Origin of the sequence: Sphingomonas sp. ABOLE (assembly GCF_003950455.1) — a bacterium.
GTDB lineage: Bacteria > Pseudomonadota > Alphaproteobacteria > Sphingomonadales > Sphingomonadaceae > Sphingomonas > Sphingomonas trueperi.
Genome location: NZ_QQWY01000054.1, coordinates 1 through 20,167 on the forward strand (window position 1 = coordinate 1; position 20,167 = coordinate 20,167).

General features: G+C 64.4%; 23 protein-coding genes. 12 read left to right on the forward strand and 11 right to left on the reverse strand.

Features of this window, described 5'->3' with window-relative positions:
- Window positions 1-162: 162 nt before the first annotated feature.
- From CA234_RS21815 to CA234_RS21835, 5 genes are read right to left on the reverse strand one after another with little or no spacing between them, the layout of a single operon-like run.
- On the reverse strand, window positions 163-1,116 hold the full coding sequence (locus CA234_RS21815) for a replication initiator protein A (RefSeq protein ID WP_018251363.1): 954 nt from the start codon (window positions 1,114-1,116) through the stop codon (window positions 163-165).
- 54 nt (window positions 1,117-1,170) lie between these two features.
- Window positions 1,171-1,467, reverse strand: coding sequence for a ribbon-helix-helix domain-containing protein (locus CA234_RS21820; protein WP_126002747.1), 297 nt, complete (start codon window positions 1,465-1,467; stop codon window positions 1,171-1,173).
- A 2-nt stretch (window positions 1,468-1,469) separates the two neighbouring features.
- Window positions 1,470-2,117 (reverse strand): ParA family protein, encoded by a 648-nt coding sequence (locus tag CA234_RS21825; protein ID WP_018251365.1) that lies wholly within the window; start codon window positions 2,115-2,117, stop codon window positions 1,470-1,472.
- Between the two features lie 44 nt (window positions 2,118-2,161).
- Window positions 2,162-2,803 carry a histidine phosphatase family protein gene (locus tag CA234_RS21830; protein ID WP_018251366.1) on the reverse strand — a complete coding sequence of 214 codons (642 nt, stop codon included), beginning with the start codon at window positions 2,801-2,803 and terminating at the stop codon, window positions 2,162-2,164.
- On the reverse strand, window positions 2,800-3,408 hold the full coding sequence (locus tag CA234_RS21835) for a recombinase family protein (protein ID WP_205492646.1): 609 nt from the start codon (window positions 3,406-3,408) through the stop codon (window positions 2,800-2,802). The genes CA234_RS21830 and CA234_RS21835 overlap by 4 nt, the downstream gene beginning before the upstream one ends.
- 386 nt (window positions 3,409-3,794) lie before the next feature.
- Here CA234_RS21835 and CA234_RS21840 point away from each other — a divergent pair, with 386 nt between their 5' ends.
- Window positions 3,795-4,829 (forward strand): transposase, encoded by a 1,035-nt coding sequence (locus CA234_RS21840; RefSeq protein WP_241213635.1) that lies wholly within the window; start codon window positions 3,795-3,797, stop codon window positions 4,827-4,829.
- The gene (locus tag CA234_RS25080) at window positions 4,769-5,038 is read left to right on the forward strand and encodes a transposase (RefSeq protein ID WP_240886400.1); all 270 of its coding nucleotides are present in this window, start codon (window positions 4,769-4,771) and stop codon (window positions 5,036-5,038) included. The genes CA234_RS21840 and CA234_RS25080 overlap by 61 nt, the downstream gene beginning before the upstream one ends.
- Before the next feature lie 6 nt (window positions 5,039-5,044).
- On the opposite strand, the gene CA234_RS21845 is transcribed toward CA234_RS25080, so the two are convergent.
- The gene (locus CA234_RS21845) at window positions 5,045-5,611 is read right to left on the reverse strand and encodes a recombinase family protein (RefSeq protein ID WP_004212894.1); all 567 of its coding nucleotides are present in this window, start codon (window positions 5,609-5,611) and stop codon (window positions 5,045-5,047) included.
- A gap of 155 nt (window positions 5,612-5,766) precedes the next feature.
- Between CA234_RS21845 and CA234_RS21850 the strand changes: the two genes are divergently transcribed.
- The 7 genes from CA234_RS21850 (at window position 5,767) to CA234_RS21880 (ending at window position 13,375) form a co-directional block, all read left to right on the forward strand.
- Window positions 5,767-6,423: an RNA polymerase sigma factor gene (locus CA234_RS21850; protein ID WP_042469527.1), complete on the forward strand. Its 657-nt coding sequence runs from the start codon at window positions 5,767-5,769 to the stop codon at window positions 6,421-6,423.
- On the forward strand, window positions 6,389-7,378 hold the full coding sequence (locus CA234_RS21855; RefSeq protein ID WP_164521909.1) for a FecR domain-containing protein: 990 nt from the start codon (window positions 6,389-6,391) through the stop codon (window positions 7,376-7,378). The genes CA234_RS21850 and CA234_RS21855 overlap by 35 nt, the downstream gene beginning before the upstream one ends.
- A gap of 82 nt (window positions 7,379-7,460) precedes the next feature.
- Entirely contained in the window at window positions 7,461-9,980 is a 2,520-nt protein-coding gene (locus CA234_RS21860) for a TonB-dependent receptor (RefSeq protein WP_082052596.1), read from the forward strand.
- A gap of 29 nt (window positions 9,981-10,009) precedes the next feature.
- The gene (locus CA234_RS21865; protein ID WP_042469529.1) at window positions 10,010-11,566 is read left to right on the forward strand and encodes a metallophosphoesterase family protein; all 1,557 of its coding nucleotides are present in this window, start codon (window positions 10,010-10,012) and stop codon (window positions 11,564-11,566) included.
- A gap of 230 nt (window positions 11,567-11,796) precedes the next feature.
- Window positions 11,797-12,072 (forward strand): metal/formaldehyde-sensitive transcriptional repressor, encoded by a 276-nt coding sequence (locus tag CA234_RS21870; RefSeq protein WP_018251376.1) that lies wholly within the window; start codon window positions 11,797-11,799, stop codon window positions 12,070-12,072.
- Between the two features lie 11 nt (window positions 12,073-12,083).
- Window positions 12,084-13,025 (forward strand): CDF family Co(II)/Ni(II) efflux transporter DmeF, encoded by a 942-nt coding sequence (dmeF, locus tag CA234_RS21875; RefSeq protein WP_018251375.1) that lies wholly within the window; start codon window positions 12,084-12,086, stop codon window positions 13,023-13,025.
- On the forward strand, window positions 13,025-13,375 hold the full coding sequence (locus tag CA234_RS21880; protein WP_018251374.1) for a DUF3147 family protein: 351 nt from the start codon (window positions 13,025-13,027) through the stop codon (window positions 13,373-13,375). Before dmeF ends, CA234_RS21880 begins: the two co-directional genes overlap by 1 nt.
- Here the strand turns inward: CA234_RS21880 and chrA are convergent.
- The gene (chrA, locus tag CA234_RS21885; RefSeq protein WP_037477237.1) at window positions 13,372-14,775 is read right to left on the reverse strand and encodes a chromate efflux transporter; all 1,404 of its coding nucleotides are present in this window, start codon (window positions 14,773-14,775) and stop codon (window positions 13,372-13,374) included. The two genes, CA234_RS21880 and chrA, sit on opposite strands and share 4 nt — an antisense overlap.
- A gap of 2 nt (window positions 14,776-14,777) precedes the next feature.
- A complete protein-coding gene (locus CA234_RS21890; RefSeq protein WP_018251372.1) occupies window positions 14,778-15,728 on the reverse strand; it encodes a chromate resistance protein ChrB domain-containing protein in 951 nt (316 codons plus the stop codon).
- Window positions 15,729-15,822: 94 nt separating this feature from the next.
- On the opposite strand from CA234_RS21890, the gene CA234_RS25295 reads away from it, so the two are divergent.
- The 3 genes from CA234_RS25295 (at window position 15,823) to CA234_RS24700 (ending at window position 17,454) form a co-directional block, all read left to right on the forward strand.
- The gene (locus tag CA234_RS25295) at window positions 15,823-15,945 is read left to right on the forward strand and encodes a hypothetical protein (protein WP_267903937.1); all 123 of its coding nucleotides are present in this window, start codon (window positions 15,823-15,825) and stop codon (window positions 15,943-15,945) included.
- Between the two features lie 16 nt (window positions 15,946-15,961).
- On the forward strand, window positions 15,962-16,861 hold the full coding sequence (locus CA234_RS21895) for a DUF1259 domain-containing protein (protein WP_018251370.1): 900 nt from the start codon (window positions 15,962-15,964) through the stop codon (window positions 16,859-16,861).
- Between the two features lie 221 nt (window positions 16,862-17,082).
- Complete coding sequence (locus CA234_RS24700; protein ID WP_126002749.1) at window positions 17,083-17,454, forward strand: Rap1a/Tai family immunity protein; 372 nt, start codon at window positions 17,083-17,085, stop codon at window positions 17,452-17,454.
- 285 nt (window positions 17,455-17,739) lie between these two features.
- On the opposite strand, the gene CA234_RS21905 is transcribed toward CA234_RS24700, so the two are convergent.
- From CA234_RS21905 to vsr, 3 genes are read right to left on the reverse strand one after another with little or no spacing between them, the layout of a single operon-like run.
- On the reverse strand, window positions 17,740-18,573 hold the full coding sequence (locus tag CA234_RS21905) for an Eco29kI family restriction endonuclease (RefSeq protein ID WP_018251380.1): 834 nt from the start codon (window positions 18,571-18,573) through the stop codon (window positions 17,740-17,742).
- Entirely contained in the window at window positions 18,570-19,757 is a 1,188-nt protein-coding gene (locus CA234_RS21910; RefSeq protein WP_229668350.1) for a DNA cytosine methyltransferase, read from the reverse strand. Before CA234_RS21910 ends, CA234_RS21905 begins: the two co-directional genes overlap by 4 nt.
- A complete protein-coding gene (vsr, locus tag CA234_RS21915; RefSeq protein ID WP_020493517.1) occupies window positions 19,723-20,166 on the reverse strand; it encodes a DNA mismatch endonuclease Vsr in 444 nt (147 codons plus the stop codon). The genes CA234_RS21910 and vsr overlap by 35 nt, the downstream gene beginning before the upstream one ends.
- Between the last annotated feature and the right edge of the window lies 1 nt (window position 20,167).

The following is a 20,167-nucleotide window of genomic DNA, read 5'->3' on the forward strand; positions in this document are numbered from 1 at the left end:
GTTGAAGATCAACCCGATCCGGACGCCTTGCGACCGCTGCGCGCCGTCAACTCCCTACTTGCCGCGTGACGTTCGCTATCCGTTCGCCCTTTCCGTGCAGATACGTCACTTTCGTGTAGTCACCCCTTCCTCGTGGCACCCCGGTGTGTGAAACCACGATAGTCAGCGCCCGCGAGCGAGCTTGTCCATAAGATCGTCCACCTCGGCCGCGCGGCGTCGATCGGCTTCGACTCGGCTCCGCCGCTCTTGCTCGGCCTCCAACCTAGCGGCCAGCGCCAGTGCCTCGGCTTCGCCGCGTAGGCGGAACAACACGGCAGGGCTGCCGTCTGCCGTGGCTGCCATCTCCATAGTGTAATCGGGAAGCTGGTCGGCCTCCACGACTTTGCGAAGCATCCTGTTGAACTCCTTGGGCTTGCTGTCGCTGCCGGTTTTGTCGCGCAGCACCTCCACCCGGCACGTCCACCCACCCTTTTGGTTGCCGGCATGTTTGCGTGCGATGCGGTACAAGGCGCGCTCTAGCCCGCCAGTCAGCAGGAAATAGTCCTGGTGCATGGTGAGCAGCGACCGCTCTCCCATGATGCCCTCATAGACCCAGTCCGATAGGGTGATTGTCATGCCCCGGGGCTGATCCGTGTCGGGGTCCACCTCCAGCGTCCACTTGTCGAGCCAATTGAAGCCGGCCTTGGTGCGCCGCTTCGGCGCACGGATAGACGTCGATATGGAGGTCGTCTGAAGCCGCTGGAGCGCGGCTTGCAACTCCTGATAGGCCCGGCCGCTAGTGTCGCGCTTGATCGCCCTTAGCAGGTCATAGGACGTGGTTCTAAGCGTCCGCGGAAGATCGTTGACCCCCTGCTCCCGCATCCGGTTGAGTGTCGAGGCTGCCCATATGAGAATATCGGCGTCCCATATCGTCGCCATGCCATATGCCGGGATCGCCTCGATCTTCACCCACGTTTCGCCATCCGGACTGCTATATTCGATCGGCTTCACCCGCTTGCGCTTCTGAAGCGAGAAGAACGGCCGCTCCATCGTCTCCCGCTGGTCCTTCAGCGGAAGATCGCCCATCAGCGGGATAAACAGGTCGAACTCAGGATTAGGGTTCGGGCGTTTGGTCATGCAGCATCAATCCTGCCATCCTGCACACTTGGGGATGTGCAGGTGTGCACACTATCACGCACGGCCAAATTGCCGATCAGCATCGTACTTGGCGACCAGTTCGCTGATCGCTTCGGCGAGAAGGTCCTGATGGCTGCGCCTCGTTCGTGCCGCCAAGACCCGGAAGGCCTCGGCCGTGGGGTCCGCCGGGTCGAAATAGGCACCGAGATGGTATTTGCCTGGCCGCTTCCCGCTCGATCGGGCGCTGCTCGCCGACGACACCGGAGTTGCGATCGGCGAATTATCCGCCTCTGCCTCGCGACGGGTTTGTGGCGCCACTGCCGGGGCCAACAGAGATGTCCGCTTCGCCATGTTCAAGCCTTCACGTTTGCAGGTGTGCAATTTATCAAATCATCAAGGAGGTGCTTCTGCAAGGCTGCAACCTCTTGGGCAGCCTTGCCTTTTGGCTCATGCTCGATGACGCCCAACCCGTAGGGCCAAGCTGCACGATAGGCGCTACGCTCTCGTAGAACGGTGCGCGCAACCCGGAGGCCGGTCGCTTCGGCAAGTGTCCGCGCGTCGTCCAGCAATGTGGACGCAGTTGGGGGAGCGGCGTTCAGCACAACAACGCCTGCCCGCCCGGTGCTGGTGATGAGTTGGGCAGTCCGCTTGATCGCATCCAGGTCGATAAGCGAGGGACGGCAAGGGATCACCACGAGGTCCGCGCGCTGGGCTGCGGCTGCGGCTTCCGCACCGGCAGCCGGTGGCGTGTCGATGATGGTCAGAGCAAACCCGTTTGCTTCGGCAGCATCTATCGCTTGGTCGAGCCGGCGCGCGCTGATCGGCTCCACATGGGGCAGCTCGGCCTCACGCCGTTCGCTCCACGCCGTTGCGCTTTCCTGCGGATCAAGGTCAAACAGCGCCGTCCTGATCCCGGCCGCCTGAGCGGCGACCGCAAGATTTACTGCCAGCGTCGTTTTACCGACTCCGCCCTTTTGCGCTGCAAGTGTGATAATCTGCACGTGTGCACACCTTCATTTCTGATACTGTGACGTTATGCACAATATCAGAATGGCACAACCCTGCTGTGACTCGCGCCCGGTGGTTCGTGGCTCCAACCTGCATCCGATAATGCGAAGTGCACCAGCTCCGCGTTGCCGATCGCAGGCGGCTCACCCTTTCGCCAGAAGCCCAGCATCTTGCCACGATCGTCCAGCGTGCTTTCTGTCACGACCGCACGCACCGCCTGGATGAACTGCCCGTGGCTGAACACATAGGCGAGGCCGGGGGAGGGCAGGGCGGCAAGCCGTGCCAGCACCGCTTCAGCACGGCGAAGCAATGCCCCGAAGCTCTCCGCACCCTCCCCGTCGCAATAGGCGGGATCGGCGTCGGTCCAGTACCGCTCCAGATGGGGCATTCGCTCGCTGCTGCGTGTGCCGTTCCACTGGGAGGGCTGGAGATAGGTAAACTCCTCGATCGGCCACACCTCCACCGGGACGACCGGAAAGCGCTGGATCGTCGCCTCGGCCGTCTGACGGGTGCGAAGATAGGGAGAGGTCACGATCAGGCTGGGCGTCTCGGTCCAAGCCCGCGCTACCTCCCGCGCCTGACGCCATCCCAGCTCGGTCAGCTCGATGGATGCGAGGTCATGGCAGGGCACGCCGGCGTTGCCGGTGCTCTGCCCGTGACGGATGAATACGGCCCTCATGCCGCCGCCTCCTTGTCCGCCAGCTCCCGCAATCCCTTGTAGAGCGTCGTGCGGCTCACGCCGTACCTTTCGGCTACGGCTGTCACGGTCGCGTCGGGGTCGGTCAACAGCAACCGGGCTTCGCGGAGCTGCCGGGAGGTGAGGGCAGGGGGGCGCCCGCCCATGCGTCCGCGGGCGCGCCCTGCCGCCAGACCGGCACGGGTACGTTCGCCGATAAGGTGGCGCTCGAAGTCAGCGAGGCTGGCGAAGATATTGAACACCAACTTGCCTGATGCCGTGGTCGTGTCGATCGCCTCGGTGACGCTCTCAAACGCGATGCCGCGGCTTGCCAGCTCGTTCACTGTCGCGATCAGGTCCGGGAGCGATCGGCCAAGCCGGTCGAGCCGCCACACCACCAGCGTGTCGCCGGCACGCAAGGCCTTCATCGCCTGCGCCAGCTCGGGCCGGTCGGCGTGCTTGCCGGATGCGTGCTCCGAATAGATCGGCTCGCATCCCTTGGCGCGCAGCACGTCAAGTTGCGGAGCGAGGTCCTGGTCGGCGGTGGACACGCGCGCATATCCGATCCGACGTGTGCCAGCCTGGCCGGGCAGGGGGGTGGCAGCCATGTTCAACATTCAACCTGCGACAGGGGTTTTCTGATCGCAGTTTTTCGCACGGGTTATTGAACAATTCAATGCCGCGAAACGCCAGCTTTCCTGCTGCTGCCGATGGTGTGCATCAAACGGCCGGGGCTGTTGAAAAAGGCCGGGTGATCCGATCGCGCTCCTGACGGGTTCCCTGCTTCGACACATCGGGAGCAGCGGCCATGATGGGTGAGCAACAGCGAGGCGGCAAGGCCGCAAGTTGGCGGGCGCTGGGAGCGATGATCCCCGCCGATCACATCCTACGCAGGATAGACGGGCTGATCGACCTGGGCGAACTGCGCGATGCGCTCGCCCCGCACTACAGTCACCGTGGGCGTCCCTCGATCGCGCCCGAATTGCTGGTTCGCATGGCGATGATCGCTCGCCTCTATGGCATCACGTCGGAGCGCCGGCTGTGCGAGGAAGTCCGCTTCAACCTCGCCTACCGCTGGTTCTGCCGATTGCCGCTCGATGCGCCCGTGCCGCACCACTCAACGTTCAGCAAGAACCGGCATGGCCGCTTCCGCGATGCCGGCATCTTTCGCATCCTGTTCGAGCAGACGGTGCGGCGCTGCGCCAACGCGGGGCTGATTGCCCACAAGGATGCCGCAATTGACGCGTCGTTCGTCGCCGCTGATGCAAGCTGGCAGCGCAAGATGCGGGACGCCGACATGGCCGCGCCCCGGCTTCCCCGCCCGGTTTGTGAATGGCTGGCGGATCAGGCCAATGCTCCACCGCAGGATTATGGCGTACCGCGTGGCAAGCCGGCCGAGGTGTCACGCACCGATCCGGCGTCGGCGTGGTCGGCGCGCACGGCGCGGGGGCGGTTCGGCTATGCCTTCAATGTGCTGATCGACACGCCGGGAGGGGTGGCGATCGATGTGGAGGCCAGTCCCGCCCGCTTCGCAGCGGAAGTCGATGCGGGGCGGACCATGCTGGCACGGGCCGACGATCGGTTCGGCTACCGGCCAAAGCGTGTCGCGGCCGATACCGCCTATGGTAGCGCCGCGTTCCTGGCGTTCGTCACCGATCGCGGCACCATCCCGCATATCCCGGTGCTGGAACGATCCGAACAGACCAAGGGCAAATTCCCCCGCGAAGCCTTCCGCTATGAACGGGAGCAGGACCGCTATGTCTGCCCCGCTGGGAAGACACTACCCTTTCGCGGTGCCGATCGTCGGGCCGGCTTCCTCCGATACAGCGCCAGTCCCGCCGATTGCCGCGCCTGTTACCTCAAACTGAAATGCACCGCAGGCAGCAACAGGTCGGTGACGCACAGCGAACACGAGGACGTGCGCGAGCTGGTGCGCGGCGAAATGCAGACGCCCCTATTCAAGCGGCGATGCGGCTGCGTCGGAGCGTCGAGCGGGTGTTTGCCGATGCCAAGGGTAAGCGGGGGCTAACCCGTTTGCACCTTCGCGGCCTGCGCGGTGCCGAGGAAGAGTTTTTGTTGGGCGCGGCCATTGCCAATCTGGTGCTATTGGCCCGTCCTGACGCACGACCGGCACGGACCCGCCGCCCGCCCCCGCCCCCGGTGCCGGAACGGATCGACCACATGGCCCGGATCAGCCGGGGCCGGTTTGAGCAATCCTACTACGCGACGATCTTCTGAGACCGATTAGCCGGGTTCGCGCTCGGCCGCAGGGAAGTGGCGATAGAAGGTGGAACGGCCGACCTGGAGCAGCTTTGCGACCTTCGCCGGTTTGTCGCCGGCCTTGAGCAGCTTGCGGGCTGTGTCGAGCATGTCGGGCGTCATGACCGACTTGCGGCCTCCACCCGTGCCGCCCTTTGCCCGTGCCGCTGCCAAACCGGCAATCGTCCGTTCCTTTATCAGTTCGCGCTCCATCTCCGCGACGGAAGCGAGGATATGGAACAGCAGCCGGCCTGATGGGGTGGCCGTGTCGAACCCGTCCGTCAGCGATCGGAAATCTATCTTGCGAGCGGACAAGTCTGCCGCCAGTTCGATCAGGCCCCCGATCGATCGGCCAAGGCGATCGAGCTTCCATATCACCAGCGTGTCACCGGCCCGCACGAAGTTGAGAGCTTCGGTCAGACCGGGCCGGTTCAGCTTCGCGCCGCTCACCTTGTCGGTGAACAGCTTTTCGCAGCCGGCCTTGGTCAGCGCGTCGGTTTGTAGCGTCAGGTCCTGATCGGAGGTCGAGACACGCGCATAACCAACCAGCATGAGTCCCGTTATCCCATCTCAAACAGCGAATTTCGAGACTCATATTTCGGGAACATATTTTGGGAAAGCCCTTGGCGGGGATACGGCGGAATTTTGTGTCGGTGACAGTCGTCCCGTTGGAGGTTCCCAATCGGGAGGCCAAGATGCGGACACCGATGCATCAGCTTGTCACAAAAAGGGGGCATGTGCCTCTCGTGGCAGATACGTTCGACATCCGAGCGCAGTGGCTCGCGGCGCATGTCCTGCCGCATGAGACCGTCATTCGTTCAAGGCTTCGTCGGATCAGCGGCTTGACGCAGGCCGACATCGACGACCTTGTTCAGGAAACCTACGCCGTGCTGGCGGCGAAGAAGACGGTAGCGGATATCGCCGATGCCCGTGCCTATGCCCTTCAGACCGCTCGATCCCAGTTCCTGTTGCGACTCCGTAAGGCTAAGATCGTACCGCTCGACTATGTAGCCGATCTGTTCGAGTTCGATGCACCAGACCCTGCGTCCCCGCTTGATGACCGGACCGCCGCCAAGGACGAACTGCAAAAGGTGATCGACGCGATCGAGGCGTTGCCACCACAGATGCGCCGCGCCTTCTGGCTCCGACGTGTGGAGGGCTGGTCGCAGCGCGAGATCGCGACTGAGCTAGGGCTTTCCGAAAGCACGGTCGAGAAGCATATAGGCCGTGGCATAAAGCGTCTCCTCGAACAGTTCGGGCGTGGCGGAAACCGGAAGCGAGCGGCATCTACCAGTGCGACCGATGTGGAACCGCAGGAGAGCCGGCCCCTTGAGCGACCGTCGCGAGTCCGCGGATCAACTTGACGAGGAAGGCGCACGCTGGGCGGCAAGGATGGATCGCGGCCTGACGAAGGTCGAGCAGGCGGCTCTTGATCGCTGGCTGGAGGGAGACACACGGCGGCTGGGCGCCCTCGCCCGCGCGCGCGCCGCATGGTTCCATGCCGAACGCGCCAGTGCCATTGGCGGTATGCCGACATCTCAGACCGCCATAATCGCGCCGAACCGCAGAATGGCGCTTCTGGGCGGCGGGGCTTTGGCTGCCACCGTCGTCGCGGGGGTAATGGGACTATCATGGCGGCGGCCTTCGTCGGGCAGTGAGGCAAGCGGCATCGGCGAGGTTCGCCGTGTTACCCTTGCCGACGGTACCGTCGTGACGCTTGATGCGGCCTCCCACCTCACTACTGCAATCGATCATGTGCAGCGGGTTGTCAGTCTTCTGACGGGCCAAGCCTTTTTCGAGGTGGCGCATGATCCGGTGCGCCCCTTTTTCGTGCGGGCGGGCGCTGCCGTAATCCGCGCGATCGACAGCGACTTTGTCGTGAAGTTGCGGCCGGACGCTACCTGTGCGGTTCTGGTGCGTGCCGGGGTAGTTGCACTGACCGATGGCTTGGCTCCGCTAGCGGCCGGACGCCTGCTGGGAGCCGGGTGGGAAGCGACGGTGGCGACCAAAGGGGACCAGACCGTACCGCAGGTGACGCGGCTTGCTCCGCAAAGCTTCGACCGGCTGCTGGCGTGGCGGGAGGGGCAGCTTTCCTTCGCGGGCGACACGTTGGCCGAGGCTGCTGCCGAGTTCGAACGATATAATTCGGCAAAGATTGTCGTACCTGACGCCTCGCTGGCGGCGGAACCGATCACCGGTCTGTTTGCCTCCAACGACCCGCTCGGTTTTGCGCGCGCAATTGCGGTAAGCCTCGGTGCCCGCGTGACGATGCGCGGGGATGATATCGTCATCGCGCGAGTGGCCCGCGGGACAACCTGACATGACGAGTGGCGGAAACGGTCACCGCCGACATCTCCCCTGATGTGGTGCCTCAGAAGCCACACGAAGGGGGAAGCTTTCAATGCCGGAACTGAATCATCGCGCCTGCTGGGCTGCCGTTACCCTGGCGTGCGTCGCCCAGCCCGCGGCGGCACAGACACTGCGCTTCGATGTTCCGGCTCAACCAGCGGTCAACGGCATTCCAGCCTTCTCACGGCAGGCAGGCGTGCAGATCGTCGCGCCAGCCCGGAAGCTCGCCGGCAAGCGGACCAATGCCGTTAATGGTACCTATTCCGTTGAGGTAGCGCTTGCCAAACTGCTTGCTGGAACTGGTCTCAGGATTGGGTTGAGGTCTGGCACGAACATCAGCCTCGTTCCCGACCAGTCCGACCTGCCCGCGGGTGTCTCGCCTGCCGCCGCCCCGCCTGCTGCAAGGACCGATCAGTCAAGTGACACAGGGATCGGCGATATCGTGGTGACGGCGACCCGCCGGTCGGAGTCGTCACAGAACGTGCCGGCCGCGTTGACCGTGATCCGCGGATCGCAACTCGCCGAGCGCAACATCCGCACCGTCAATGATATCGAGAACAGCGCGCCCAGCCTTGAGGCGACTGCCCAGCTTGGCACGAGTCAGACGCAATTCGCGGTGCGCGGCGTCGGGCTGACCGATTATGCCGCCAACAACACGGGCACTGTCGGCGTCTACATCGACGAGGTAAACCACCCTTATGCCGTGACCTTCCAGGGTTCGCTCTTCGATATCGACCGGGTTGAGGTGCTGCGCGGCCCGCAAGGCACGTTGTTCGGCCGCAACACCACCGCCGGCGTCGTCAGCATCACGACGGCCGCGCCGCAATCAACGTTCGGCGCTGCCCTCATGGGCGAGTATGGCCGCTTCGACGCGGCGCAAGTGGAGGGCTACGTAACCGGACCGCTGAGCGACAGCCTTGCCGGCCGGCTTGCCTTCAACATCGACCAAGGCGGCGCATGGCAGATCGACCGGACGACAGGCCGCCGCCTGGGTGACAGGGATCGTTTCAACGGGCGCGTCAAGCTCGCCTGGCGACCGGGAGGAGCCACGCAGGTCGATCTGTCGGCGCATTACGATCGCGACCGCTCGGACGGGCGCGGGCTGCAGCTCCGGCTGCCCTTCCAATCACATAATTTTCCCCCACTTGGCATTCGCTACCCCGCCGACACCAGCCAGCGCGCAACCGGCTTCGGAATCTCGCCGATCTTTGCGCAACTCACCGGACAGCGGTTCGACGCCAAGCCAAACCTGAACAACGAGGGCTATGGCGCATCCGTGCGGCTGCGCCATGATTTCGGCTGGGCCGAACTGACCGCGATCATCGCGCACGAGCATTTCGATCGCAAGGAGTTTCAGGATTTCGATGCAACCAACTCCAACGAAGGCGGCGAGTATTTTTTCAACAAGATAGACACCCAGTCCGAAGAGGTTCGGCTGGCGTCGCCCACCGATCGGACTTTCCGCTATCTTGTCGGCGTCTATCGCTCGGACGAGCACAACAATGGCGGCTTCATGTCGGATTTCACTGATGTCGCGTCGCTGCGCAACATCTTCTCCACTCGTTATCGTCAACCCGTGCGATCGACGGGCGTATTCGCCAACGGCGATCTGGCCCTTTCCGACCGGCTGACCTTCTCGCTTGGGGGGCGCTACGAACATGAGGTGCGTAAGCTGGACGACTTCATCAGCGAAATCGTCTTTCCCGTACCGCTGGTGAACGTGAGGACTCGTCAGCGTCTGGCGCGCGGCGAATGGTCAGGCAAGGCGGCGCTGACCTATCGGATCGATCCGAACGTTATGCTGTTCGCCGACATCGCACGCGGGGTGAAATCCGGGGGATTTACGACCTACAACAGCGGGCTGCCGGGCCAGATATCACCGTTCAATCCGGAAAAGCTGCTGTCCTATGAAGCCGGCTTTAAGTCCACGGTGCTCAATCGGCGCCTTCAGGTCAACGCGACTGGCTTCTACTACGACTACCGCGATCAGCAGTTGCAAGGCGTTATTTTCAGTCAGACCCAGCGCATCGGCCGCATTATCAACGTGCCACGATCCCACATTTATGGCGGAGAGGTCGAGATCATTGCTCGACCTGTCGATGCTGTCGAGATCAGCCAATCAATCGGTTACAAAACCGGTCAGTACGACGAATTTATCTTCGTCAATTCACCAGCGACGATCGCGTTGCGCGATCCCGTCACAGGTTTCTACAACACCATCGTCACCAGCGATCAGTCGGGCGAGCCGCTGCCTAACTTTCCTCGCTTCGACTACAAGGGCGCGGCGTCCGTTTCGTTCGACTTGGGCGGCTGGAAGGCGAGACCCGAGATCAACTACAATCACCGCTCCAGCACGTTTCTTACCACCTCGAACACCCGGCTGCCCGGCTATTGGCTGGTCAACGCCAACCTGACCCTCACCGCGCCTGATGGACGGCTGTGGTTCGGCGGCTACGTCAACAACCTGACCAACGCGCGTTTCTACGAGACCGCCAACGCCTTCGTCACGGCCGCCACCTTCACGCCGCACGAGGTGATAACCTATGGGATCAGGGCCGGCATCCGCTACTGATCGGGATTTAGGTGGACGGGGATGGGCGAATGGACGGCAGCTTCGACATCAACAGGCGGCGGCTGCTCGCCGCTGCGGGCATAGCCGCAGCGCTGCCTGCGGCGGCGACAGTGCCCGCACGTCGTTGGACCTCCGAGCCATCGGTATCAGGCGCGCCTGCCGTTGCCGGCCTTCATCTCCAATTCGGCGAGGACGCTACATCACAAATTGTCGTCTCCTGGCACGCACTGGAGAGCGTGCAGCGTCCGCAGGTGGTTCTGGGACACCCTGACGGCACCCTGCTCCGAACGGTTGACGCGGTGGAGCGAAGCTATGTGGACGCCAAGTCCGGGCAGCGGGTCCATGCCTTCCATGCCCGGTTGGACACCCTGACCCCCGATACCGAGTATATGTATGCCGCAGTTCATGACGGCGCAGGCCCCGAGTTCGGCAACTTCCGGACGGCACCGCGTGGGCGCGCGACGTTCACCTTCACCAGCTTCGGCGATCAGGGCACGCCGACGCTGGGTCGTCGCTTCGTGCCCCCTGCCGGCGTCGTGCTGCCTAACGCCCCATTCGTGAACGACAATCTCGGCGGCCCGGCGGGTGCCGACACCACCACCGGCATCGAGCGCATCCGTCCGCTGTTCCACCTGTTCAACGGTGATCTGTGCTACGCCAACCTTGCGCAAGACCGGGTAAGGGCGTGGAGCGACTTCTGGACCAACAACAGTCGCAGTGCCCGCAATCGCCCGTGGATGCCGTCTGCCGGCAATCACGAGAACGAGCTGGGCAACGGCCCGATCGGCTACCGCGCCTACCAGACCTATTTCGAGCTGCCCTCGGCTCCCGGTCAGGACGAGACGACGCGGGGGTTATGGTATGCATTCACCGTTGGGTCGGTTCGGGTCGTCAGCATCGCCAACGACGATGTCTGCTACCAGGACGGCGGCGACAGCTATGTGCGCGGCTACTCGGCAGGTCGGCAGAAGGCGTGGCTGGAAAGCACGCTACGCGCTGCGCGGGCGGATCGTGCGATCGACTGGATCGTAATCTGCATGCATCAGGTCGCGATCTCCACTGCCGACAAGTTTAATGGGGCGGACCTCGGCGTGCGCGAGGAATGGCTGCCGCTGTTCGATCGCTTCGGCGTGGATCTGGTCGTATGCGGGCACGAGCATCATTACGAGCGCTCGCACCCCATCCGCGGCGCGGAAGCCAACCCGACACGCACGCCCGTTCCTCGCGGAACCGCACTCGACGTCATCGACACCACGCAGGGCACCGTCCACATGGTGATCGGCGGCGGCGGCACGTCGATACCATCGAATGAGCTCTTGTTTGAACCACCACGATGCCGCGTCATTACTGCCGTCCAGGCTCCTGATCCGACGACCGGCAAACGACGTCCGGTCTACGTCGTCGAGCCGGCACCATGGTCCGCGTCCCGTAATGCGGCGCACGCTTACGGCTTCGCGGCGTTCGAGGTGCGACCTGATGCAGCCGATGGCATGACCGAGATCAAGGTCACCTATTATGACGTTCTTCAGCCTAACGGAGCTTTGCAGGCGTTTGAAAGCTTCTTTCTTCGTCGTCCACGCCGCTGACGCACGATCTCTGTTCTCAAAACCGTGATTCAGTGTTTTTTGAGAAGCTGATTTGCTTCTCGAAATACCATCCCATGCGAGACGGGATCGCAAGACCTTAGGGTGTCATTCCGCCCTCAACCGTACCCGGCCGCGAGCGGCGCATTTTTCAACAGCCCCGGCCGTTTTCTGAACAGCGGTAATGCGCCGGGTTGTTCTTGCGATCTGCCCGGCATAGGGGAGGGGGGTATATGGCTCATCTCTCCGGTTCCAACGCCGACCTGATCGCACGCGTGCGTCGTATCGCCGGCCAAGTCGGGGCCGTCGAACGCGGCCTCACGTCAGGCGACTCCTGCGCGACGGTTCTGCACTTGGTCGCGGCCGTCCGCGGCGCGGTGAACGGGCTGATGGACGAAATTATCGCCGAACACCTGGAAGCGCACGTTGCTCGGTCGGGGCTGACGGACGAGGAGCGCGCCCACGGAGCCGACGAGCTGCTGGCGGTGATCCGCCGTTACGCCAAGTAGGATTGTGCTCGATGCCTACCGCTTCCGAAATCGACCGCTTTGCCCACGATCACGTTTTCCTGGGCAGCTCGCACGACGAGAACGCCCGCCGAACCCTGTGGGTGGTCGCACTCACAGCCGTGATGATGGTCGGCGAAATCATCGCCGGATACCTGACCGGCTCGATGGCGCTGCTCGCGGACGGGTTCCACATGGCGACGCACGCCGGCGCGCTCTCGGTCGCTGCGGCGGCTTATGCGTATGCCAAGCGTCACGCGCGCAACCCGGCCTATAGCTTCGGCACCGGCAAGGTTGGCGACCTCGCCGGTTTCGCCTCGGCCATGGTGCTCGGCCTGATCGCGCTCGGGATCGGGGTGGAATCGGTGCTGCGCCTGTTTCAGCCCATCACGGTCGCATTCGGGGAGGCCACGATCATTGCCGTCGTCGGCCTAGGTGTGAACATCGCCAGCGCCTTTCTGCTCTCGAGCGGTCACCACCATCACGGGCACGGGCCCGGGCACGATCATCACCACGGGCACGATCATGCGCACGCCCACGGCTCTCACGGCGGCGACAACAACCTCCGCTCGGCCTATGTTCATGTCCTCGCCGACGCGCTCACCTCGGTCCTCGCCATCGCGGCGCTGCTCGCCGGCCGGTATCTCGGCTGGGTCTGGATGGACCCGGTCATGGGGATCGTCGGCGCGGTCGTCATCGCCCGCTGGTCATGGAGCCTGATGCGCGACACGGCCGCCGTCCTGCTCGATCGCACCGACGCGCATGTCGCCGACGAGGTGCGCGAGCTGGTCGAAGCTCCCGGCGACGCCCGAGTGACCGACCTGCACGTCTGGAAGGTCGGACCGGAAGCGCACGCGGCGATCGTCAGCGTCGCCGGCGTTCGGAATGGCGAGCTGGTCCGCCAGCGGCTCGCGCCGGTTCACGAGCTGGCGCACCTCACGGTCGAGGTGCGCTGATGCTCTACCTGCTTCTCAAGGCCGGCATATCGGCCGTCATCATCGTCGCCGTGTCGGAGATCGCCAAGCGCAGCCCCGGTTTCGGCGCGCTGATCGCCTCGCTCCCGCTCGTCTCGGTGCTGGGCATGATCTGGCTCTGGCGCGACACGCACGATCGGGCGCGCATGGCGGCCCATGCCGGCGCGACCTTCTGGTACGTGCTGCCGTCCTTGCCGATGTTCCTACTCATTGCGGCGATGCTCAACCGCGGCGCGCCGTTCTGGCTGGCGCTCGCCTCGGGGTGTCTCCTCACGGTTGCGCTCTACCTCGCGATGACGTGGGTGGGGCCGCGCTTCGGGCTCCAGCTCTAAGCGAGCCCGGACAAGCGAAGCGCGACGCCCGCCGCAGCGCACGCGCCTAAGGTCGGGATCACGCCCGACTTGAACCGGAACATCGCGACCAGGGCCGCGACGGTCAACGCTAGCGCGGCCGGGTCGAGGGTGGACAACACCGGCACGTCCAGCGTCCTGCCGGCGATCGGCAGGGCGCGGACTTGGTGAAACAGGGTGTGGAGCGCGAACCACACCGCCAGATTGAGCACCACGCCGACCACGGCTGCGGTGATGGCGGCGAGCGCGGCCGACAGCGCCTTGTTACCGCGCAGCTTCTCGATGAACGGCGCGCCCAGGAAGATCCAGAGGAAGCAAGGCACGAACGTCACCCAGGTCGTGAGCAAGCCCCCCAAGGTGGCGGCGAGCAGCGGGGGCAAGCCGGTCGCTTGCCGGAACGCGCCCATGAAGCCGACGAACTGCGTCACGATGATCAGCGGCCCCGGCGTCGTCTCCGCCATGCCAAGTCCGTCCAGCATCTCGCCGGGACGAAGCCAGCCGTAGTTTTCGACGGCCTGCTGAGCGACATAGGCGAGCACGGCGTAAGCGCCCCCGAACGTCACCACCGCCATCTTGGAGAAGAACAGCGCGATCTGCGTGAACACATTGCCCGGTCCGACTGACGCGAGCAGCGCCGCAATCGGCGCGAGCCACAGCGCGAGGAGCGCACCGCTGATCCGGAGCGACCATGCGAGGCTGGGGCGGGCGTGGTCGGGGACGTGCTCGCCAAGCGCGGTTTCGGCATCGCGGACGATCTTGCCGCCCGATGCACCGTGGCTGCCCCCGCCCATGAAGGCGGGGTGGCGTGCGCGCCCGCCAAGGAAGCCGGCGATGGCGGCCGCAAGAATGATGATCGGGAAAGGAACGCCAAGGAAGAAGATCGCCACGAACGATGCCGCCGCGATCCCGCGCATGACGTTGTTCTTCAGCGCGCGCGAGCCGATGCGCACGACGGCCTGAAGCACGATCGCGAGCACGGCGGCCTTCAAGCCGAAGAACAGCGCCTCAACAAAGGGGACGTTGCCGAACAGCGCATAGACCCAGCTCAGCGCCATGATCGCGACCAGGCCGGGGAGCACGAACAGCGCGCCAGCGACAAGCCCGCCCTTGGTCTTGTGGAGCAGCCAGCCGATGTAGATGGCGAGCTGCTGCGCCTCGGGGCCGGGCAGCAACATGCAATAGTTGAGCGCGTGAAGGAACCGCTCCTCGCCGATCCATCGCCGCTCCTCGACCAGCACGCGGTGCATCATCGCGATCTGGCCGGCCGGGCCGCCGAAGCTTAAGGCGGCAACCTTGGCCCAGACCCGCAGCGCTTCGCCGAAGGGGATGCCGTGATCCCGCGGGCTCGGGCCTGCGATCGGCGCGGTCGCGGTCGCCTCCATCGTCATTCTCCTCGTCGCCTGGTGAAGTGGGCGTAGAAGCCGTCGAGCGCGCCCGCGCCTCGCGCGAGCCGGTCGGGGTCGTCGGGCGTGGCGGCGCATATCCCCTCGATCAGCGCGCTGACGCCGGCCGTCTCCGGCCGGCCGAACTTGTCGTCGGCGATGTCGAGGTCGTGGATGATCTCCGACAGCGCGACGAGCGCCGGGTCGCCGTCGAGCCCTCGGCGGAACACCAGCGTCTCGAAGGTGCAGCGGTCGCCTTCGTGCGTGAACTCGGCGTCCGCCATGTCGAAGCGCAGCTCGCCGGGCTCGGGGGCGTAACCCTTGCCCTCCACGAACTTGAAGGTCGCGTCCGGGTCGATGAAGCGCCGGATCAACCACGCTGACGCGATGCGGTCGACGTGGATGTGGACGCGCGTGACCCAAGTGCGCCCGCGAAGCTCGGCCTGGGCCAGCTCGGGCGCGCCCGGCCCGGTCACGTCGGGGTGCTGGCCCGCCCGGGCTTCCGCCGGGGCAAGCGCCGCCTCGGCCGTTTGCCGCCCGTGCGCGCCGAAGAAGTCGATCGCGGCGATCTCGTCCAGCCGGCGGCGCAACCGGCGAACCTCGCCGGGGGGAACATACTCGCCTTCCGCCAAGGTCCGCGCCTCGCGCGCCAGCTCCTCGTAATCGGCATCGCGCGCCGCGTCGAAAGTTCCGCGAAGCTCGGGGTCACCGATGCCACCTACCAGCCGCGCCTCTAGGATCAGCGCCTCGCCGCCATTGTCGGCAATCTCGCGGTGCAAATCCTCGAACAGCGCGCGAGTGTCGGCGCGGTTGGGGAGCGCGTGGACCGCGTTCTTGAGCGGCGCGGCCCCGATCGCCTGCAAACGCCGCCACACCTTCACCCGCAAATAGGCGGGCTTGGCGGGAAGCTGCGGGATCAACAGCAACCAAGGGCTGGGTTCGGCGTTCGTCATAACTGTATCATCCGGATTTTGGAGTGTAACGGTTGCATCATCGTTCATGCAACCATAGACATACTTGGGTTGGCGAACGCGCGAGGAGAGGGCGATGTCACGTCTGACCGGGACCATGCTGGCGCTGCTCGTCTCGGGCGGGATCGCTCCTACCGCGGCGCACGCGCAGCGCGGGGAGACCGTCGCGTTGCGCGAAGCCTATCCGTGCCGGCGCTGATGATAGGAGAGATTGGATGATGAAACCCCTTCTGGCCGGCGTTCTCGCCGCGCTCGCCGCCCCGGCCTGGGCCGCGCCCGACTGGAACAAGGTCGATGCTGCGCTCGGCCGACCGGGCACCGAACAGGCGGGCGGTGTCCATCGCTACGGCTTCCCGCGCTCCGACCTGCACGTCACTCTCGACGGCGTGGCGATCAAGCCAGCACTGGCGCTCGGCTCCTGGGCGGCGTTCCAGCCGATGGGTGACGACACTATGGTGATGGGCGACCTGGTGCTGACGCACGAGGAGGTGAACCCGGTGATAAGCCGCCTCTTGGCCGGCGGCTTCACGATCACCGCGCTCCACAATCACCTGCTGCGCTCCGCGCCCGCCACCATGTACCTGCACATCGCCGGGCATGGCGACCCGGTGAAGCTCGCGACCGCGTTGCGCGCCGCGCTGGCGGAAAGCCGCACCCCGCTCGCCGCGCCGTCCAGGGACTCGCAACCGCCCTCAGCCGGGGCCGGCAGCTCGCCGCCCGTCGATCTCAACACGGCCGCACTTGACGGCGTGATGGGGGCCAAGGGCAAGCCGAATGGCGGCGTCCTCCAATACAGCTTCCCGCGCGCGGAAAGGTTGATGGATGCCGGTATGGTCACGCCGCCCACGATGGGAACCGCGACCGCGATCAACTTCCAGCCGACCGGGGGCGGCAAGGCCGCGATCACCGGCGATTTCGTGCTGGTAGCGAGCGAGGTCGATCCGGTCATGCGCGCGCTGCGCGCCAGCGGGATCGAAGTTACGGCACTGCACAATCACATGCTGAACGACGAGCCGCGCCTGTTCTTCATGCACTTTTGGGCGAACCAGGATGCAGCCAAGCTCGCCCGCGGCCTGCGCGCTGCCCTTGACAAAATGAACCTGCAACGAAGCTGACGATCAGGCGATCGGCTTTTCGGGCCGTCATCGCCGCCCGACCCCGACCACGGCCCGATGGGCAACTGGAACAGCGCTGGCAAGACAGTCGAGCTGTTCGTGACGCCCGAAGGCCAGGTGCTCGGTAGCGAGGAATGAAAATGCGATTGAGGCGTGTCAGCACCTTAAGCTCGGACGCGCCCCTTCACCCGGCCCAGCCGGGTTCGGAAAGGACGAAAACGGTGAAACGTGCAACCATGATCTTGGCGCTGATGGGGGCGGTCGCTCCTCATGCTCCGGCGCTGGCGCAAACCAAACAGTCGGACATGCAAGGTGCCGCGCTTCTCGCGAGCTGCCGCGCCGCGGAGCAGAGGTGTGGAGCATATCTCCAAGGCGTGCTGGACATGATGATCGTCGCGCGAAAGGCCGAGTGCGGCGCGCCGCGCGATGATCGTGCGGCCTTGCGTGCGGCCTATCTGCGCTGGGCGGAACGGGACAGCTATTTTCAGAGTGTCCACATGGTCGCGGGGGCCGAACAGGCCTTGAGTTCGGCTTGGCCGTGTCCGGGGCATGCGGCTGAAAGGCCAACCGCTGATCGGGCGCCAGCGCATTAACGTGGTTCACGCCATGGACGCGGCGGAGATTGACTTGGCCTTGAATGCGGGCGGGATCACGGAAGTTGTCAGCAGACACGGGGTCGGCCGCTACCTGGCCCTTGCAGATGGCAACCAACTCATCGACATCATGGTCGGCGAGGCTATGTCCTGTAGCTAACCGACGAAGCGCGTCACGCTGCCAGCCAGGACTATCCTCCGACCAAGTGACGATGTTCGCGAGTGCCTGTGCTTCGCTCATTGTTGTGATCGCCCCTTCGATCTCCCCCAATTGGGTTCTGTTGATTACACCTGACGCAGTTCGTCCAAAAAGCTGGTCAGCACATGCTCAAGGTCCGGAAATACCGGGTGCTCCTCAAAATGCCGGCTTAGCTCCGTCTCGATCGTTGCCGGCGATTTGGCATCTTCCTTGGACTTTTCCGCCCATTTCCGGCCGGGATGGAGCGTGTCCCACGGCGAGCGCTTATTGGCTCGGGTGGTCGCGTCATCTCCATGCTTGCCCAAGCCATAGAGTATGCTCGTCTCGCTGTTCCAAATCGGCCGGAACAGATGGATCATGTAATCCTCGGCCGCCGTTTCCCAGCCGCTCTGAACGACCAGCGATCGGAACTGAAAGTCGGCAAGGTCGAGCGTGGTGATGGCCGTACCGATGTTCTTACGGTGGTCTGAAAGACGCCCACAAAGCCGCGGCCCCTGCTCCAGCGGGGTACGGGCATTGTTGATCGCGGGCGCGGCCTGGCCGACGTAGATTGGCGTCTCGCTTCCGCTGATGGGCGCATACAGCGGAAATGGGCCGTTGTAGTAGATGGCGTAGATGCCGGAGCCATAGAAGCGCGGTATCTCGGCCAACGGGTGACGCTGCTGCGCGACCAGCGCGAGCGAGACGAACCGCCCCACCACCTTGGGATTGCTGGGATCAAACACCGCCGAAGGCTGCCGGATCGGGTCCAGCGTGTTCAGAAAAGAGCCTAGCTCCTCGATGACACCCCGGATTTCCTTCTCAAGCGTCCGTCGCCGCGGCGCCGACAGGGTGGTCGAGGTCGTCTGTTCGATGAGCTGGTCGAGATTCGCGCGCAGTTCGGCGATCGGCGACGGCGCGGGTGTGGGTTTACGGCTCATGCGGCGGTCAAATGCCTCGCCACGTTCTCTCCAACGGCCTGCGCGAGCTTCACCGGGACGGCGTTGCCGAGCTGGCGCATGGACTCGGTCCATGAGCCATGAAAGCGGTACTTGTCAGGGAAGGTCTGTAGCCGGGCGCTCTCTCGGACGCTGAAATAGCGCACGCTTCCATCGGCGCGACGCAGCATGTTCTCGCCCCCCGGGACACCGTGGACGCCCGCCTTGAGCGTCTTGGCTGGTTCATCAAGCGGACTGCCAGTGTGGCCCACATAGCTGCGGGCGCCACCTTGGAATCGATGGTTGAGGCAGGCAGCCGCGAGTTCCGGCTGAAGCTCCGGATCAGGAAGGTCTCCAATCGCGTCCCGCACGGTCAGCCACGGCTTGTCCGCCGGCTTCTCCAACAGCGCCATGCCGCGGGCGCGGAAGCGTGGATCAAGCACCCGGTCGCGCTTGGCGATCTCGTGCCGCTCCCAATAGTCACCCGTTCGTACCTGCTCCCATAGCAACGCTTCGAGCGAGTGGGTTGCCTCCGGGAAGGACCATTCAATGCCAAGGTCCGCGCGGAAGCCGACGAACACGACACGCTCACGCCGTTGTGGCACCCCGTGATTGGCTGCGTTGAGCACCCGATACACGACGTTGTAACGCAGCTCGTCCGAACCGCCCTTGGCGGTGTGGTGACGCTCTAGGCGCGCCATGTGCTCCATCCACGTCTCGCCCGGCCGCAACGTGAGTTCGGGATAGGTGAGCTGGTGGACGATATGAGCAAGGTAGGTGGCGAAGCTCGCCCTGGTCAGCCCCTTCACGTTCTCAAACACGAACGCGCGCGGGCGCGTCTCGCGCACAACCCGGACAGCTTCCGGCCACATGTCGCGCGCGTCGGCATGTGCTCGATGCTTCCCGCCAAGGGAGAATGGCTGGCAAGGTGGTCCACCCGTCACAAGGTCGATCTTGCCTTCGTGCTGTCGAAAATCGACGGCTCGAATGTCACCCTCGGTCGGCAACGGCCAATGGCTAATACCACCCGCCTTTACCTTGCGGTTCTCTCGAATCGTATCGCAGCACCAGCGATCCCATTCGACCACCTGCATGGGACGGAATCCCGCCTTGCTGATCCCCATGCCCAGCCCGCCGGCGCCGGCGAATAGCTCAATGGCCCGCATGGGCGTTTCCTTGGTCGTCATCGAGAAATCCACGTATTTTGTTCTTCAAGTGTTCCGTTTGCCCGCATTCGCATTCCCAAACAACCAGCTCCCGCCAGCCCTTTCGGTCCAGCATCGCACGATTGCGCTCGTCTCGATCGCGGTTGCCCTCCAGCTTCGGTCCCCAGAAATCCTGCCGGGATTTTGGCATTCGCGCCAGTTTGCAATTCGGATCGGGATGACGATGCCAGAAACATCCGTGGACAAAGATGACTTTCTTCCGGCCGCGAAACACAAGGTCGGGGCTACCGGGTAGACGCTTGTCGTGAAGCCGATAGCGGTAGCCCATGCCATGCACGATGCGGCGCACCAGCATCTCGGGCTTGCTGTTCTTGCCCCGAATGCGGCTCATGCGCTCGGAGCGGCCTGCCGGGGTGAGAGTGTCCGCCACC

Bases quoted from the DNA above. Each gene is read 5' to 3' on its own strand.
- CA234_RS21815 (WP_018251363.1), bottom strand. From the start codon at position 1,116: ATGACCAAACGCCCGAACCCTAATCCTGAGTTCGACCTGTTTATCCCG.
- CA234_RS21820 (WP_126002747.1), bottom strand. From the start codon at position 1,467: ATGGCGAAGCGGACATCTCTGTTGGCCCCGGCAGTGGCGCCACAAACC.
- CA234_RS21830 (WP_018251366.1), bottom strand. From the start codon at position 2,803: ATGAGGGCCGTATTCATCCGTCACGGGCAGAGCACCGGCAACGCCGGC.
- CA234_RS21835 (WP_205492646.1), bottom strand. From the start codon at position 3,408: ATGGCTGCCACCCCCCTGCCCGGCCAGGCTGGCACACGTCGGATCGGA.
- CA234_RS21840 (WP_241213635.1), top strand. From the start codon at position 3,795: ATGGCGATGATCGCTCGCCTCTATGGCATCACGTCGGAGCGCCGGCTG.
- CA234_RS25080 (WP_240886400.1), top strand. From the start codon at position 4,769: ATGCGGCTGCGTCGGAGCGTCGAGCGGGTGTTTGCCGATGCCAAGGGT.
- CA234_RS21845 (WP_004212894.1), bottom strand. From the start codon at position 5,611: ATGCTGGTTGGTTATGCGCGTGTCTCGACCTCCGATCAGGACCTGACG.
- CA234_RS21850 (WP_042469527.1), top strand. From the start codon at position 5,767: ATGCATCAGCTTGTCACAAAAAGGGGGCATGTGCCTCTCGTGGCAGAT.
- CA234_RS21860 (WP_082052596.1), top strand. From the start codon at position 7,461: ATGCCGGAACTGAATCATCGCGCCTGCTGGGCTGCCGTTACCCTGGCG.
- CA234_RS21865 (WP_042469529.1), top strand. From the start codon at position 10,010: ATGGACGGCAGCTTCGACATCAACAGGCGGCGGCTGCTCGCCGCTGCG.
- CA234_RS21870 (WP_018251376.1), top strand. From the start codon at position 11,797: ATGGCTCATCTCTCCGGTTCCAACGCCGACCTGATCGCACGCGTGCGT.
- dmeF (WP_018251375.1), top strand. From the start codon at position 12,084: ATGCCTACCGCTTCCGAAATCGACCGCTTTGCCCACGATCACGTTTTC.
- CA234_RS21880 (WP_018251374.1), top strand. From the start codon at position 13,025: ATGCTCTACCTGCTTCTCAAGGCCGGCATATCGGCCGTCATCATCGTC.
- chrA (WP_037477237.1), bottom strand. From the start codon at position 14,775: ATGGAGGCGACCGCGACCGCGCCGATCGCAGGCCCGAGCCCGCGGGAT.
- CA234_RS21890 (WP_018251372.1), bottom strand. From the start codon at position 15,728: ATGACGAACGCCGAACCCAGCCCTTGGTTGCTGTTGATCCCGCAGCTT.
- CA234_RS25295 (WP_267903937.1), top strand. From the start codon at position 15,823: ATGTCACGTCTGACCGGGACCATGCTGGCGCTGCTCGTCTCGGGCGGG.
- CA234_RS21895 (WP_018251370.1), top strand. From the start codon at position 15,962: ATGATGAAACCCCTTCTGGCCGGCGTTCTCGCCGCGCTCGCCGCCCCG.
- CA234_RS21905 (WP_018251380.1), bottom strand. From the start codon at position 18,573: ATGAGCCGTAAACCCACACCCGCGCCGTCGCCGATCGCCGAACTGCGC.
- CA234_RS21910 (WP_229668350.1), bottom strand. From the start codon at position 19,757: ATGACGACCAAGGAAACGCCCATGCGGGCCATTGAGCTATTCGCCGGC.